General features: G+C 65.6%; 13 protein-coding genes. 8 read left to right on the top strand and 5 right to left on the bottom strand.

The window, feature by feature from the left end:
- The first annotated feature begins 114 nt into the window (after positions 1-114).
- On the top strand, positions 115-2,058 hold the full coding sequence (locus tag FHW81_RS27810) for an autotransporter outer membrane beta-barrel domain-containing protein (protein ID WP_019371361.1): 1,944 nt from the start codon (positions 115-117) through the stop codon (positions 2,056-2,058).
- A 39-nt stretch (positions 2,059-2,097) separates the two neighbouring features.
- On the opposite strand, the gene FHW81_RS27805 is transcribed toward FHW81_RS27810, so the two are convergent.
- Complete coding sequence (locus FHW81_RS27805) at positions 2,098-3,063, bottom strand: SdiA-regulated domain-containing protein (protein WP_003118774.1); 966 nt, start codon at positions 3,061-3,063, stop codon at positions 2,098-2,100.
- Positions 3,064-3,390: 327 nt separating this feature from the next.
- Between FHW81_RS27805 and FHW81_RS27800 the strand changes: the two genes are divergently transcribed.
- The 6 genes from FHW81_RS27800 (at position 3,391) to aphB (ending at position 10,107) form a co-directional block, all read left to right on the top strand.
- Positions 3,391-4,440, top strand: coding sequence for an ABC transporter ATP-binding protein (locus FHW81_RS27800; protein ID WP_023091452.1), 1,050 nt, complete (start codon positions 3,391-3,393; stop codon positions 4,438-4,440).
- The gene (locus tag FHW81_RS27795; RefSeq protein ID WP_003112953.1) at positions 4,437-5,366 is read left to right on the top strand and encodes an ABC transporter permease; all 930 of its coding nucleotides are present in this window, start codon (positions 4,437-4,439) and stop codon (positions 5,364-5,366) included. The genes FHW81_RS27800 and FHW81_RS27795 overlap by 4 nt, the downstream gene beginning before the upstream one ends.
- Positions 5,363-6,151: an ABC transporter permease gene (locus tag FHW81_RS27790; RefSeq protein WP_003112952.1), complete on the top strand. Its 789-nt coding sequence runs from the start codon at positions 5,363-5,365 to the stop codon at positions 6,149-6,151. The genes FHW81_RS27795 and FHW81_RS27790 overlap by 4 nt, the downstream gene beginning before the upstream one ends.
- Positions 6,152-6,198: 47 nt before the next feature.
- A complete protein-coding gene (locus FHW81_RS27785) occupies positions 6,199-7,242 on the top strand; it encodes an extracellular solute-binding protein (RefSeq protein ID WP_023091453.1) in 1,044 nt (347 codons plus the stop codon).
- Between the two features lie 420 nt (positions 7,243-7,662).
- Complete coding sequence (locus FHW81_RS27780; protein ID WP_015649784.1) at positions 7,663-9,057, top strand: APC family permease; 1,395 nt, start codon at positions 7,663-7,665, stop codon at positions 9,055-9,057.
- Positions 9,058-9,072: 15 nt separating this feature from the next.
- The gene (gene aphB / locus FHW81_RS27775) at positions 9,073-10,107 is read left to right on the top strand and encodes an acetylpolyamine amidohydrolase AphB (RefSeq protein ID WP_003110574.1); all 1,035 of its coding nucleotides are present in this window, start codon (positions 9,073-9,075) and stop codon (positions 10,105-10,107) included.
- 80 nt (positions 10,108-10,187) lie between these two features.
- On the opposite strand, the gene FHW81_RS27770 is transcribed toward aphB, so the two are convergent.
- The 4 genes from FHW81_RS27770 to FHW81_RS27755 all read right to left on the bottom strand — a co-directional run bounded on the left by FHW81_RS27770 (position 10,188) and on the right by FHW81_RS27755 (position 13,861).
- Positions 10,188-10,538 carry a NirD/YgiW/YdeI family stress tolerance protein gene (locus FHW81_RS27770; RefSeq protein WP_019485285.1) on the bottom strand — a complete coding sequence of 117 codons (351 nt, stop codon included), beginning with the start codon at positions 10,536-10,538 and terminating at the stop codon, positions 10,188-10,190.
- An 83-nt stretch (positions 10,539-10,621) separates the two neighbouring features.
- Positions 10,622-11,611, bottom strand: coding sequence for an SdiA-regulated domain-containing protein (locus FHW81_RS27765; protein WP_003121726.1), 990 nt, complete (start codon positions 11,609-11,611; stop codon positions 10,622-10,624).
- 98 nt (positions 11,612-11,709) lie between these two features.
- Entirely contained in the window at positions 11,710-12,375 is a 666-nt protein-coding gene (locus tag FHW81_RS27760) for a fumarylacetoacetate hydrolase family protein (RefSeq protein ID WP_003110705.1), read from the bottom strand.
- A 91-nt stretch (positions 12,376-12,466) separates the two neighbouring features.
- Positions 12,467-13,861 (bottom strand): FAD-binding oxidoreductase, encoded by a 1,395-nt coding sequence (locus FHW81_RS27755; protein ID WP_003112948.1) that lies wholly within the window; start codon positions 13,859-13,861, stop codon positions 12,467-12,469.
- Positions 13,862-14,064: 203 nt separating this feature from the next.
- Between FHW81_RS27755 and serA the strand changes: the two genes are divergently transcribed.
- The coding region (serA, locus tag FHW81_RS27750; RefSeq protein WP_429481112.1) for a phosphoglycerate dehydrogenase at positions 14,065-15,030 on the top strand (966 nt) is incomplete at its 3' end.

The following is a 15,030-nucleotide window of genomic DNA, read 5'->3' as shown; positions in this document are numbered from 1 at the left end:
GCAGGTCGACCAGGCGTCACTTCGTGCCACCGGGACATGAAACGGTCCGCATCCTGCTTTCCGCGGCGCGAGCATCATTCGATGCACCATCGTACCGACACAGAGGAAAGTGCCGTGTTCAAACCATTAGCTGTCGCTGTAGGCCTGGGATGTGCCGCGCTGTCGTTGGGCGCCAACGCCTACCAATACGGGGAATACGCCGGGGAGACCCTGGAGCGCCTGATCACCGACTACCCGGGCCGCTATCGCGGCACCGCCAGCTTCGCCGGCGCCAGCGAACTGATGCAGTCGCGCCTGGGCTTCGGCTACCAGACCAGTCGCCAGGACTTCACCTGGGCCGGCAACCGCAGTTCACAGAACGTCATCGCCTCGGCGCCCGGTAGCAGCGGGAAGTTCCTGGTACTCGGCGCGCACTACGACACCTACTACGGTCGCCCGACCCTGCAGGGCCTGGACGACAACGCCTCGGGCGCGGCGGTGCTCACCGAGATCGCCCGCAACCTCGGCGGCATCGCCCTGGAGAACGGCCTCGAGGTGGTCGGTTTCGGCGCCGAGGAGGAAGGCCTGCGCGGTTCGCGTGCCTACGTCGAGTCCCTCGACGCCAGCCAGCGCGCCAACCTGCTGGGAATGATCAACCTCGACAGCCTGGTCACCGGCGACAAGATGTACGCCCATGCCGGCTCCAACAGCGTGTCCAGCCCGGCCCTCGGCGCCTACCGCGAACAGATCCTGCGCATCGCCCGCGAGCTGGACATCCCGTTGTTCACCAACCCCGGCCTGAACGCCGAATACCCGGCGGGTACCGGCTGCTGCAGCGACGGCGAAAGCTTCAACGGGATGGACATCCCGGTGTTGTTCATCGAGGCGACCAACTGGGAACTGGGCGACCTGGACGGCTACGAGCAGACCGACAACCCGGCGATTCCCGGCGGCTCAACCTGGCACGACCCGGCCGAGGACAACAAGGAAGTACTGACCAACGCCCTCGGCCAGGAGCGCATCGAGCAACGCATGCGCGACTTTTCCCGCCTGCTGACGCGCCTGGTGCTGGAGCTGACCAACGCCGACCTGCTGGCCTCCACCGCCTCCGGCGGCGCCCTGGCGCGGCAGATGGAAGACCAGTTGCAGCGCCAGCATCAGGCACTGACCCGCCTGCACGACCGCCGCTGGCTGACCCTGCTCGGCAGCAACCGGCCGGTAGGCAGCTTCGACGGCGAGGTGGGCGCGGAGGGCGAGGTCTCGCCGGACAGCGGTTTCGACATGCCTGGCAATCCGGAGTCCAGGCGCGCCGGCGTGCATCTGCTCGGCGACTACCGCTACAGCGAGGCCCTGACCCTCGGCGGCAGCCTGGCCTTCCAGCGCAGCCGCGACAAGCTGGACCATGGTGGGCGCATCGAGGGCGACACCTGGCAGCTCGGCCTGTTCGGCCTGTACAACGACGGCGGTCCGGAATGGCTGGCCGGCGAGCTGAACCTCGGGCATACCCGCTACGACAGCAAGCGTTCGGTCTACCTCCAGGCCGCCGGCGGGCCGGTGCTGCTCGACCAGCGTCTGTCGGGCGACACCTCGGCCTGGTCCTGGGGCGCCCGGCTGGAAGGCGGCTATGACTTCAGCTTCGGCGAACTGCGGAGCGGGCCGCTGGCCGGCCTCGACTACATGCACTACCGCATCGACGACTTCCGCGAGGACGAGGCCCTGCGTACCGCACTCGGCTACGAGAAGCAGGACTACGACTCGCTGGAGGCGAGTCTCGGCTGGCGCCTGCGCGGCGAGCTGGCGCTGGGCGCGAGAATGCGCCTGCAACCCTACGCCAGCCTGCGCTGGGTCCGCGAGCTGGCGGACGGACGCCTGGACGACATGGACCTGACCAGCCGCGGCGACGGGCGTGTCCGGGTCGCCGACATGGGCGGCGTGGACAAGGATTTCGGCCGCGCCCAGCTTGGCGCGCAACTGGCGATCACCGAGCAGCTCGGGGTCTTCGCCGAAGCCAACAGCCGCTTCGCCCACAGCGAAGGCAACCAGGCGGGCTATTCGCTCGGGGTGAACTGGCAGTTCTGAGCGGGCCAGGGGACGCTCCTGCCGTCCCCGTAGGCCGCGTCAGGGCTGCGCCGGCTCGTCCTTGCTGAACACGTAGAACAGGTTCGGCTCGCTGACCAGGTAGAGCACGCCACGGTCGTCCATCGCCACGCCCTCGGCCTGCGGCACGCTGCGCTTCAGGCCGTGCATGCCGCGCAGCAGCGACAGGGTGCTGACCGGCTCGCCGTCGGTGTCCAGCTCGACTACCAGACGCGACTCGTCGGACAACGCCAGCAGGTGCCCGGTGCCCTCGTCGAACTGCAGGCTGGACAGGTCGCGGACGAACAGGCGCTTGTCGCGCCCGGGGTCGTCCACCACGTGCACGGCGAACGGTTTGTCCGCCTGGGTGTGGGGGAAACCGTGGATCTCGTAGATGCGCACCGGGTCACGCTCCTTGGCGACGAACAGGCGCTTGCCCTCGGCGTCGTAAGCTAGCCCTTCGAAACCCTTGTTGCCGTTGAGGCCGATACCCAGCGAAAGCTGCTGGGCATCGGCAGCGTCGATGAAGCGCGTGTCGTCCTCCAGGCGCACCTTGACCAGGCGTTGCTGGCGCTCGTCGGTGATCACGTAGACGCCGCGGCTGATGTACTCGATGGCCTCGGCGTCGCCGAAGCCGGTCAGCGGGATGGTCCGCAGTACCTTGCCCTGCAAGGACAGCTCGATGATCTGCGCCGGCTGGTTGGTCACGGTGAACAGGGTGCGCCGGTCGGGATCGAAGGTCAGCGCGGAAACGTCGTCGTTCAACCCCTCGATGGGCTGCGCCTCGATCCGCACGCGGTAGTCCGGCAGCCATATCGAGCGCTCTTTCCAGGCATCGGCGTGACGCCACTCCTGGACGGCGAACCAGGCCCGGTCGAAGACCCGGAAGCTCTGGCCGAGAAGGACCAGCGCGGACAGCGCGACCAGCAGGACGGCCAGCAGCAGACGGCGAGGCGTGAAAGCTCGGGACATGGAAAACGGCTCGGGAGTTTGGGCGTGGATAGTCATAGCATAGAGCCTGTACGCTGTATGGAAACGGGCTGCGCCCGACCTTTCCTACGCAAGCTACGGCTCCAGGCTGAAGCCAAGCTTAAAGTCAGCCAGCCGCCCGGGCGACTCGGACAGGTCCGAGTTTCCTGTCCGAAAGAGACGACAAGAGAGCATCCGCAGTCTTCTTCCAGCGCCACCAGATTGGCCTGTTCGATCCCTTATTGGCCGCATCTATCGTTCTGCGCCCGCGGCGCCCCGGTCATTATCGAACCGCAGCAGGTGAAGCGGGCCCCAGAAACCGCAAAACCTCAACAATAACAACTGCTTGACTGCATGGAATTCAGCATGACCAGCGCGATAGCCATCGAGCGGATCTGCATGGAATTCGGTACCCCCGGCCAAGGCCTGAAGGCCCTTGACGATGTGTCCCTGGATATCCACGCCAACGAATTCTTCACCCTCCTCGGCCCTTCCGGCTGCGGCAAGACCACCCTCCTCCGCCTCATCGCCGGCTTCGAACAGCCCAGTTCCGGCAGCATCCGCCTCTATGGCGAACACATGGAAGGCCTGCCGCCGTTCCGCCGCCCGGTCAACACGGTGTTCCAGAGTTATGCGCTGTTCCCGCACATGAGCGTCGCCGACAACATCGGCTTCGGCCTGGAGATGCAGGGCCGCCCGCGCAGCGAGATCGACGCCACCGTGAGCCGCATGCTCGACCTGGTGAAGCTGCCGGAGGTCGGCAAGCGCCGCGCCGACCAGTTGTCCGGTGGCCAGCAGCAACGCATCGCCCTGGCCCGCGCGCTGGCCAGCCGGCCCAAGGTGCTGCTGCTCGACGAGTCGCTGTCGGCGCTGGACCTGAAGCTGCGCAAGGAAATGCAGATCGAGCTGAAGCGCCTGCAGCACGAGACCGGGATCACCTTCATCTTCGTCACCCACGACCAGGAGGAAGCGCTGAGCATGTCCGACCGCATCGCGGTGATGAGCAAGGGCAAGGTGTTGCAGGTCGGCACGCCCAGCGACATCTACGAGGCGCCGCTGAACCGGGCGGTCGCCGACTTCATCGGCGAAACCAACTTCCTCGAGGGCCAGGCCGACGCCGACGGCGTGCGCCTGGCGGACGGCCAGCGGCTGGCCGCGACGACCCCGGGCAGCGGCGCTGTGACCTTGGCGATCCGCCCGGAGCGCACCGAACTGGCCGCCGACGGCCAGTTGGAAGGCGTGCTGGAAAACATCGTCTATGTCGGCACCGATACCGTCTACCACCTGAACGTGGCCGGACAGCCGGGCTTCCGCGTGCGCCAGCAGAACCGCGACGGCGCACGCTGCCCGCACAGTCCGGGGGCGAAGGTGCGGGTGCGGATTCCCGCCGCCGCCATCCGGGTGCTCGCCGAATGAGCACCGCCGGCCGACCTACCGCGCAACAGTCGGCCGAACGCCGGCAGCTGCGTCGGCGCCTGCTGCTGAGCAGCCCGGCGATGCTGATGCTGGTGCTGTTCCTGGTGATCCCGCTGGGCATCATGTTCGCCGTGTCGATCCAGCAATCCGGCGACTACGGCGGAGTGAAATGGGGCCAGCACAGCCTGGAGGCCTACCTCAATTTCCTCTGGGAACGCGACCTGGACGACAGCCTGGTGTTCAACGCCGACTACCTGGGCATCTTCCAGCGCTCGTTCTGGCTCTCGCTGCTGACCACCCTCGGCTGCCTGGCGCTCGGCTTCCCCACCGCGCTGTACCTGGCGTTGCAGCCGGAACGCCGGCGCAACCTGCTGCTGTTCCTGGTCACCGTGCCGTTCTGGACCAACCTGCTGGTGCGGGTCTACGCCTGGATCCTGCTGCTGCGCAACGGCGGGCTGGTGGACGCCGGCCTGCAAGGCATCGGCCTGACCGACACCGGGCTGGGGCTGCTCTATACCGACAACGCGGTGATCATCGGCCTCCTTTATACCTACCTGCCGTTCATGGTGCTGCCGATCTACAGCAGCCTGGAAAAGATGGACTGGCGCCTGGTGGAGGCGGCATTCGACCTCGGCGCCAACCGCTGGAAAGCGCTGCGCCGGGTGATCGTGCCGCTGGCGATGCCGGGGATAGTCGCCGGCTGCATCCTGGTATTCATCCCGGCCCTGGGCAGCTACATCATTCCGGAATTGCTCGGCGGCGGTAAGGCGCTGATGATCGGCAACCTGATCCAGCTGCAATTCGGTACCGCGCACAACTGGCCGTTCGGCGCCGCCCTTTCGTTCGCCCTGCTGGCCTTCGTCCTGCTGGCGATGCTGATCTACAACCTGCGCTTCCGGGCCAACGCCGGCGGAGGCCAGCCATGAACGGCCGCAATCCACTCTGGACCTTCAGCGGCGTGCGCCAGGCCGCCTGGCTGTTCTTCGCCTTCCTCTACATCCCGATCCTGGTGCTGGTAGTGCTCAGCTTCAACAGCGGCCAGTCGGCGACGCTCTGGGAGAGCTTCAGCCTGAAATGGTATGCGGTGGTGGCCAACGATCCGGAAATCCTCCGCGCGGCGAAGAACTCGCTGCTCGTCGCCACCCTCGCCACCCTGGCCTCGACCGTCCTGGCCACCCTCGCCGCGCTGGGCATGCGCGGTCGCGCCTTCCGCGGGCAGACCCTGATGAACGGCGTTCTCGGCCTGCCGCTGCTGGTGCCGGAGATCGTCACTGCGGTGGCGACCCTGATGTTCTTCTCCTTCATCGGCCTGAAGCTGTCGTTGTTCACCATCCTCATCGCCCACATCGTGTTCTGCATCCCCTTCGCCTACCTGCCGATCCGCGCCCGCCTGGAGGGCCTGGACCCGCGCCTGGCGGAGGCCGCCGCCGACCTCTACGCCTCGCCGTGGAAGGCCTTCTGGAAAATCACCCTGCCGCTGCTGATGCCCGGCGTGCTGTCCGGGGCGATGCTCGCGTTCATCATCTCGATGGACGATTTCGTCATCACCTATTTCGTCGCCGGCGCCGGCGCAACCACCCTGCCGGTGTACATCTTCAGTTCCATCCGCATGGGCATATCCCCGAAGATCAATGCGATTTCCTCGATCATCCTCATGATTTCCATCGCCTTCGTCGCCCTGTCGTACTACCTCGGCCAACGCCGCCGCTGAGAACCTGCCTCCACGAAGAAAAAACAGAAGATCGCCAGGAGTCCATCATGACCTACCGCACACCGCTCACCCTGCTCTTCGCCGCCGGTCTAGCCCTGGGCGGCCAGGCTCGCGCCGAAGGCACCCTGCACTTCGCCAACTGGTCGGACTACTACCCGCCGGAGTTGCTGAAGAAGTTCGAGAAGGACACCGGGATCAAGGCCACCCTCGACGCCTACGACAGCAACGAGACGCTGCTGGCCAAGCTCAAGGCCGGTGGCGGCGCCTACGACGTGGTGGTGCCGTCGGACAGTTTCATAGAAATATTAGTCAAGGAGGGGCTGCTGCAAAAGCTCGACAAGAGCCAGTTGCCGAGCCTGGGCAATCTGAAGAAAAACTTCCGGACCCTTGGCTTCGATCCCGGCCACGACTACAGCATTCCCTATCTCTGGGGCACCACCGGCTACAGCTACGATACGGCGAAGGTGCCGGGCGGCAGGCTGGAAGAAAGCTGGAAGCCGTTCTTCGAACCACCAGCCGAGCTGAAAGGCAAGGTGGTGGCTCTGAACTCCATCGAGGAACTGTTCATTCCCGCCACCTACTACCTCGGCATCGACGAATGCACCGAGGACGCCAGGGAAGCGCAGAAGGTCCTCGACCTGCTGCTCAGGCAAAAGCCGGCGCTGGCCATGTACAACAGCGACGGCACCATCGAGCGCATGGCCGCCGGCGAGGTCGCCATGCACCAGCAGTGGAACGGCGCCTTCCACCGCGCCCACGCCCAACGCGCCAGCCTCGAATACGTCTATCCGAAGGAAGGCATCCGGCTGTTCATCGACAACTTCGCGATTCCGCGCGACGCCAGCAACGTCAAGGAAGCCCACGTCTTCATCGACTGGATGATGCGCCCGGAGAACATCGCCGCCGCCTCCAACTTCGCCAAGTACAACAACGCCATCGTCGGCTCGGAGAAATTCATGGAGAAAGCACTGTTCGACGACCCGGCGATCAACACCCCGCAGGACAAGCTCGACCGCCTGAAGCCGTTCAAGCTCTGCTCGCCGAAAGCCCTGGCGTTGCGCAGCAAGGTCTGGACCAAGCTTAAGAAATGATCGACGCGGCGCTGGCGGCCAGCTCGCGCCAGCGCTGGCCGGCCAGCCAGTTTGGCCATCTCGATCCCTTTTTGACCGTCTACAGGGTTCTCCCCGGCGAAACCGGATTGCTAGAGTCGAACCGCGCCCTCCTCGAGGGGTCGCCCGGAGCCGCGGAAACGGCGCCGGCAGAGCCCAAGGGAACCTCGCGACCGCGAGCTAGAAATCCAACAAGAACGCTTCCTGAGAACGCCATGAACACTATCGACGCCCCAACGCCCGTGCCCGCACACGCCGCGCGCCCTCTCGTCACTGCCATTTCCACCGACCCGGCGGAAACCCCAGCGGTTTTCCACTAGCCCGTCCATTCACCCGGCGCAGGAAAGGTCCGCCCACGCGGCCGCCTGCGGGATCGATACGGCATTTCGCGAGGAGCGGAACATGGCCAGCCAACACAACAACGGCATCCTCATCGGCGGCAAGCGCCCCGAGTACGTCCACAGCGCCCAGGGCACCGGCCTGCGGCGCATCCTCGGGCTCCCCGCCCTGGTCTTCTTCGGGCTGGTCTACATGGTTCCGCTGACCATGTTCACCACCTACGGGGTAGTCACCGAGATCACCGGCGGTCGCACCGCCAGCGCCTACCTGATCACCCTGGCGGCGATGCTCTTCACCGCCTTTTCCTACAGCTTCATGGTGAAGAAATATCCCATCGCCGGCTCGGCCTATTCCTATACCAGCCTCAGCTTCGGCCCCTGCGTCGGCTTCCTCGCCGGCTGGTCGCTGCTGCTCGACTACCTGTTCCTGCCGATGATCAACTACCTGCTCATCGGCCTGTTCCTCAACATCGCCTTCCCGATGGTGCCGGCCTGGGTCTTCGTGCTCGCGGCGATCGGCCTGGTCACCGTGCTCAACGTGATCGGCATCAGCTCGGTGGCCGGCATGAGCAACGTGATCGTCGGCGCCCAGTTCGTCTTCGCCGTGGTGTTCGTCGCCATGGCGGTCAAGCACCTGGCCGGCATCCCCTCGCTGGACCTGAGCCTGCCCTTCGTCGGCGACGGCAGCCAGCCGGGCTTCGCCCCGTTGATGGCCGGCGCGGCGGTGCTGTGCCTGTCGTTCCTCGGCTTCGACGCGGTCTCGACCCTGGCCGAGGAAACCCGCGACCCGCAACGCGACATCCCGCGCGCCATCGTCATCACCACGGTCGGCGCCGGCCTGCTGTTCACCGTGCTGGCGGTCTTCAGCCAACTGGTGTTCCCCGGCAGCGTATTCCAGGACGCCGAGTCGGCGGCCAACGAAGTGATGCTGGCGGCCGGCGGCAAGTTCCTCGCCAGCTTCTTCACCGCCGCCTACGTCGCCGGCGCCGCCGGCTCGGCACTGGCCTCGCAGGCCTCGGTGTCGCGCATCCTCTACAGCATGGGCCGCGACGGCATCCTGCCGCGGCGCGTGTTCGGCAGCCTCTCGGAGCGCTTCAAGACGCCAGTGATCGCGATCCTGGTGGTCTCGGTGATTTCCCTGCTGGCGGTGGTCATCGACCTCACCACCCTGGCCTCGATGATCAGCTTCGGCGCGCTGGTGGCGTTCTCCGCGGTGAACCTGGCGGTGATCCGCAGCTACCTGCTGCTCGACGGCCGCCGCGCCCCGCGCGACCTGCTGCGCTACGGGCTGGTGCCGGCCATCGGCCTGGGCCTGACCCTGTGGCTGTGGACCAGCCTCTCGGCGCTGACCCTGGTGATCGGCCTGACCTGGTTCGCCGCCGGCCTCGCCTACCTGGCGTTGCATACCGGCGGTTTCCGCCGCAAGGCGCCGACCGTGACCTTCTCCGAACAGAACTGAGCCCGGGAGCCCGACATGCTGACCATCTACAGCGACGACCATCGCCTGCACCACGGCCGGCACGAACTGATCGGCGGCCAGTTCACCCCCTGCTTCGAAAAACCCAGCCGCGCCGACATGGTCCTCGACCGCGTGAAGGCCGTCGGCCTCGGCGAAGTCCGCGCACCGCGCGACTTCGGCCTGGAACCGATCCGCCGGGTGCACAGCGAGGGTTTCGTGCGTTTCCTGCAGAACGCCTGGCAGGACTGGCTGGCCACCGGCCGCAGCCACGACATGCTGCCGATCGCCTGGCCGACCCGGCGCCTGCGGCAGACGGAGCCGGACAACATCGACGGTCGCCTCGGCTACTACTCCTTCGACGCCGGCGCGCCGATCACCGCCGGGACCTGGCAGGCGATCACCAGTTCGGCCAACGTCGCCCTCAGCGGCCAGTCCGAACTCGCCAACGGCGCGCGCTCGGTATTTTCGCTCTGTCGCCCGCCGGGCCACCACGCCGCGGCCGACTACATGGGCGGCTATTGCTTCTTCAACAATGCCGCCATCGCCGCCCAGGCCTTCCTCGACCGGGGCGCCGGGCGGGTGGCGATCCTCGACGTCGACTACCACCATGGCAACGGCACCCAGGACATCTTCTACGACCGCGCCGATGTGCTGTTCACCTCGATCCACGGCGACCCGCGCTTCGAATACCCCTATTTCCTTGGCTACGCCGACGAGAAGGGCAACGGCGTCGGCACCGGCTACAACTTCAACTACCCACTGGCGGCCGGCAGCGACTGGGCGACCTGGAGCCAGGCGCTGCAGGCGGCGATCCGGCAGATCCAGGCCTATGCGGCGGACGTCCTGATCGTTTCCCTGGGGGTGGATACCTTCAAGGAGGACCCGATTTCCCAGTTCCGCCTGGACAGCCCCGACTACCTGCGCATGGGCGAAGCCATCGGCAAGCTCGGCCTGGCCACGCTGTTCGTGATGGAGGGAGGCTACGCGGTGGAGGAAATCGGGATCAACGCAGTGAACGTGCTACAGGGTTTCGAAGGGGTTCACCGGTAAGCCCACCCGCAACTTCGCCCGGTCGGAACGCGAAACGGCCCGCCTCCCGGAAGAGAGGCGGGCTGTTTCGATTCAGGGCCTTACTTGATCACTTCGACGAACTCGACGTCGATCTCGCGGCCGACCAGGTCGCGGTCGACCTCGCCGGTCAGCTTGACCCGGGTCTTGTCGTTGATTTCCACCGGCGGGAAGTCTTCGTCGTCGATCTCGACCTTCATGCTGCCGGTGGCATCGCGGAACTCGTAGATGTCGCCCTTGATGCGCTTGACGATGGTGCCCTGGAGGACCACCGGGGTGTCGTCGGCGGCTTCCAGCGCGGCCTTCACCGTGGTGGTGGTCGGGGTAGCGCCCGGGCCGGTATAGCCGGCGGCCAGGGTGACGGTGGAGAACAGGCCGATGGCAGCGATGAGGGGCAGGTGACGAAGTTTCATGGGTAACGCCTCGTAGTTGGTTTCGATGGGTCCAGGCTACGAAGCCTTGCTGAAACCAGGCTTAATCGGCGCTTAAGCGAAGCTTAATCGGCGTCGCTGGTGGCCAGGCGCTCGCCGCTCTTCTTGCGGAACACGTAGAACAGGTTCGGCTCGCTGACCATGTAGATGGTGCCCTCGTCGTCGATGGCCACCCCTTCGGCGCGCGGGATCTTGCTGTCCAGGCCGTTGAAGCCGCCGAGCAGGCTGATGAAGCTGACCGGCTCGCCCTTCTCGTCCAGCTCCAGCAGCAGATGCGATTCGGCCGACAGCACCAGGGTATGGCCGGTACGCGGGTCGACGCTGAGGGCCGAGACGTTGCGCATGTACAGGTCGTCGCTCGGTAGCGCGGTCATCGCCCCGCTCAGGCTCGGCCCGCCGTCGCTCTTCCAGCTGAACAGGGTCATCGGATCGCGCTCCTTGCTCAGCAACAGACGCTGCTGGCGCGGATCCCAGGCGATGCCCTCGAAGCCCTTGTTCTTCTTGCCGATATTGCCCAGCGGGAATTCGGCCAGGCTCTTGGTGCTCAGCTCGGCGGTCTGCGGGTCGACATGGAAGATGGTCAGGGTATTGCGGCGCTCGTCGGTCACCGCGACGTTGCCGTTCTCCAGCACCGCCACGCCTTCGGGATTGCTCAGGCCGAGCAGCGGGATGGTGCGCAGCACGTCGCCGGTGAGCGACAGCTCCACCAGCAGCGGCCGCTTGCCGGTAACGGTGAACAGGGTCCTGGTTGCCGGGTTGTAGGCCAGGTCCGAGGTTTCTTCCTCCTCCAGGCCCTGCAACGGCTTGGCGTCGATCACCACCCGATAGCCCGGCAGCCAGATGCTTTCGTCGCGCTGCTGCTGGCTGGCCTGGCTTTCCTTCCACCAAAGGCCGGCGCGATCGTCCCAATGCATGACGATGGTCAGCACCACGCCGACGAGCACGACGAACGCCGGCAGCAGCCAGCGGAAACGGGGAAGCTTGGAGGCAAGGGACATGGGCGAGGCTCGACTGTTTGGCCAGGTGTTTTCTTGGGCGTCGCCATGAAAGGGCATTGCCCCCGGCCTGTCAATCGAAGCGTCGGCCAGCCGACCGACAGTCGTTTCCGCTGCCGGCGCTAGGGAGGCCGGCCGCACCCGGCGGCCGCAGCGGTTCAGAGCACGCGGGTCTCGAAACGGCTGGCGCCCGGCAATTCGAGCAGCAACTCGTCGCCGCTGTTCAGCGGCCCGACCCCGGACGGCGTGCCGGTCAGCACCACATCGCCGGCCTGTAGCGAGAAATGCCCGGCGATGTGCTGGATCAGCGGCACGATCGGATTGAGCATGTCGCGGCTGTTGCCGTCCTGGCGCACCTCGCCGTTGATGGTCAGGCGGATGCCGATGTCGGTCGGGTCGGGAAACTGGTCGGCGTTCACGAACGGCGACAGCACGCCGGCGCCATCGAAGCTCTTTGCCAGCTCCCAGGGCAGGCCCTTTTCCTTCAGTTTCGCCTGGACCTCGCGCAAGGTCAGGTCCAGCGCCGGCGCATAGCCGGAGATCGCGTCGAGGACCTCCTCGCGGTTCGGCTTGCGCGACAGCGGCTTGCCGATCAGCACGGCGATTTCCGCCTCGTAGTGTACCGAGCCGCGCTCCTGCGGCAGGCTCAGCCCGCCGCTCACCGGCACCACGCAGGAGCCGGGCTTGATGAACAGCAGCGGCTCGGTGGGAACCGGGTTGTTCAGTTCCTTGGCGTGTTCGGCGTAGTTGCGCCCGACGCAGACCAGCTTGCCCAGGGGGAAGTGGATCGGGGTGCCGTCGATATATTGATGCTGGTAACTCATTTACCGACTCCTGAACGGGTGGAAAGGCATCCGTGGCGCCCGCCACAGACGAGAAGGGCCGGATGACCGGCCCTCTGCGTTGCGACACCTGCTACTCGGCGAAGATCTTGCCGGGATTCATGATCCCGTTGGGGTCGAACACCGCCTTCAGTGCCTTCATATAGGCAATTTCGGTTTCCGAGCGGGTGTAGGTCAAGTAGTCGCGCTTGGTCATGCCCACGCCATGCTCGGCGGAAATCGAGCCGTTGTACTTCTCGACGGTCTCGAACACCCACTTGTTGACGGTCGCGCACTTGGCGAAGAACTCGTCCTTGCCGAGGTTTTCCGGCTTGAGGATGTTCAGGTGCAGGTTGCCGTCGCCGATGTGGCCGAACCACACCACCTCGAAGTCCGGGTAGTTGGCCTCGACGATGGCGTCGATGTCCTTGAGGAAGGCGGGCACCCGGGAAACCGTGACCGAGATGTCGTTCTTGTACGGCGTCCAGTGGGAGATGGTCTCGGAGATGTACTCGCGCAGCTTCCACAGGTTCTGCAACTGCTGCTCGCTCTGGCTCATCACCCCGTCCAGCACCCAGCCCTGCTCGACGCAGTGCTCGAAGGTGGCCAGCGCCTCGTTGGCGACTTCCTCGGTGGTCGCCTCGAACTCCAGCAGGGCGTAGAACGGGCAGTCGGTCTCGAACGCCCGTGGTACATCGCCACGGGCCAGGACCTTGGCCAGGGCCTTGTCGGAGAAGAACTCGAAGGCGGTCAGGTCGAGCTTGCTCTGGAAGGCATGCAGCACCGGCATGATCGAGTCGAAGTCGGGCGTGCCGAGGACCATAGCGGTGAGGTTCTTCGGCGTGCGCTCCAGACGCATGGTCGCCTCGACCACGAAGCCCAGGGTGCCTTCGGCGCCGATGAACAGCTGGCGCATGTCGTAGCCGGTGGCGTTCTTGATCAGGTCCTTGTTCAGCTCGAGCAGGTCGCCCTTGCCGGTGACGACCTTCATCCCGGCCACCCAGTTACGGGTCATGCCGTAGCGAATGACCTTGATCCCGCCGGCATTGGTGCCGATATTGCCGCCGATCTGGCTGGAACCGGAAGAAGCGAAGTCAACCGGGTAGTACAGGCCGTTTTCCTCGGCGAAGGTCTGCAGTTGCTTGGTAACCACGCCCGGCTGGCAGACTACGGTGCGGTCGAAGGCATTGAAGTCGAGTATCCGGTTCATGTAGTCGAAGGCCACCACGACTTCGCCGTTGGCCGCCACGGCCGCGGCGGAGAGCCCGGTACGACCGCCCGACGGGACCAGACCGACCTTGTGCTGGTTGGCCCAGCGGACGATCGCCTGGACCTGCTCGACGCTCTTGGGGAACACGATGGCCAGCGGCGCAGGGGCGAAATGCTTGGTCCAGTCCTTGCCGTAGGCGTCCAGGGAGGCGGCGTCGTCGAGCAGCTTGCCAGGCTCGACCAGGGGCTTGAGCGATTCGATCAGGGCTTCGCGGGTCATTCGGGAACTCTCAAATGATTCATGGTCGTCCTGAGAACAACTCAGGTCGCAACCGGGCAAGGAAAAGGGAGAACATGCTAGCATACGCCCCCCGCGCTTAGTGCCTCTGGGCGCCGAGTTGCGGGTGCCGGCCAGCGCCGGCCGGACCCGCTTCGCGCAGTTCGCTTTCCAGCCACTTCCTCCGGGACAACAGGTTTACGCAGATGAGCAAGACCTCTCTCGACAAGAGCAAGATCAAGTTCCTTCTTCTCGAAGGTGTCCACCAGAACGCCGTGGACACGCTGAAGGCCGCCGGCTACACCAACATCGAGTACCTCAAGACCGCGCTTTCCGGCGACGAGCTGAAGGAAAGGATCGCCGATGCGCACTTCATCGGCATTCGCTCCCGCACCCAGCTGACCGAAGAGGTCTTCGACTGCGCGAAGAAACTGATCGCGGTCGGCTGCTTCTGCATCGGCACCAACCAGGTCGACCTCAACGCCGCCCGCGAACGCGGTATCGCCGTGTTCAACGCGCCCTACTCGAACACCCGCTCTGTGGCTGAGCTGGTACTGGCCGAGGCGATCCTGCTGCTGCGCGGCATCCCGGAAAAGAACGCCTCCTGCCATCGCGGCGGCTGGATCAAGAGCGCGGCGAATTCCTTCGAGATCCGTGGCAAGAAGCTCGGCATCGTCGGCTACGGCTCGATCGGCACCCAGCTCTCGGTACTCGCCGAGGCCCTGGGCATGCAGGTGTTCTTCTACGACACCGTGACCAAGCTGCCGCTGGGCAACGCGGTGCAGATCGGCAGCCTGCACGAGCTGCTGGGCATGTCCGACATCGTCTCGCTGCACGTTCCCGAACTGCCCTCCACCCAGTGGATGATCGGCGAGAAGGAAATCCGCGCGATGAAGAAGGGCGGCATCCTGATCAACGCCGCGCGCGGCACAGTGGTCGAGCTGGACCACCTGGCCGCCGCGATCAAGGACGAGCACCTGATCGGCGCCGCCATCGACGTGTTCCCGGTCGAGCCGAAATCCAACGACGAGGAATTCGCCAGCCCGCTGCGTGGCCTGGACCGGGTGATCCTGACCCCGCACATCGGCGGCTCCACCGCCGAGGCACAGGCCAACATCGGCCTGGAAGTGGCGGAGAAGCTGGTCAAGTACAGCGACAACGGCACCTCGGTG

It is taken from the genome of Pseudomonas sp. RC10-4-2 (genome assembly GCF_050433085.1).
Classification (GTDB): Bacteria; Pseudomonadota; Gammaproteobacteria; order Pseudomonadales; family Pseudomonadaceae; genus Pseudomonas; species Pseudomonas aeruginosa.
This window is presented reverse-complemented; position numbering and strand designations above follow the sequence as displayed.

Bases quoted from the DNA above. Each gene is read 5' to 3' on its own strand.
- FHW81_RS27805 (WP_003118774.1), bottom strand. From the start codon at position 3,063: ATGACTATCCACGCCCAAACTCCCGAGCCGTTTTCCATGTCCCGAGCT.
- FHW81_RS27800 (WP_023091452.1), top strand. From the start codon at position 3,391: ATGACCAGCGCGATAGCCATCGAGCGGATCTGCATGGAATTCGGTACC.
- FHW81_RS27795 (WP_003112953.1), top strand. From the start codon at position 4,437: ATGAGCACCGCCGGCCGACCTACCGCGCAACAGTCGGCCGAACGCCGG.
- FHW81_RS27790 (WP_003112952.1), top strand. From the start codon at position 5,363: ATGAACGGCCGCAATCCACTCTGGACCTTCAGCGGCGTGCGCCAGGCC.
- FHW81_RS27785 (WP_023091453.1), top strand. From the start codon at position 6,199: ATGACCTACCGCACACCGCTCACCCTGCTCTTCGCCGCCGGTCTAGCC.
- FHW81_RS27780 (WP_015649784.1), top strand. From the start codon at position 7,663: ATGGCCAGCCAACACAACAACGGCATCCTCATCGGCGGCAAGCGCCCC.
- aphB (WP_003110574.1), top strand. From the start codon at position 9,073: ATGCTGACCATCTACAGCGACGACCATCGCCTGCACCACGGCCGGCAC.
- FHW81_RS27770 (WP_019485285.1), bottom strand. From the start codon at position 10,538: ATGAAACTTCGTCACCTGCCCCTCATCGCTGCCATCGGCCTGTTCTCC.
- FHW81_RS27765 (WP_003121726.1), bottom strand. From the start codon at position 11,611: ATGCCCTTTCATGGCGACGCCCAAGAAAACACCTGGCCAAACAGTCGA.
- FHW81_RS27760 (WP_003110705.1), bottom strand. From the start codon at position 12,375: ATGAGTTACCAGCATCAATATATCGACGGCACCCCGATCCACTTCCCC.
- FHW81_RS27755 (WP_003112948.1), bottom strand. From the start codon at position 13,861: ATGACCCGCGAAGCCCTGATCGAATCGCTCAAGCCCCTGGTCGAGCCT.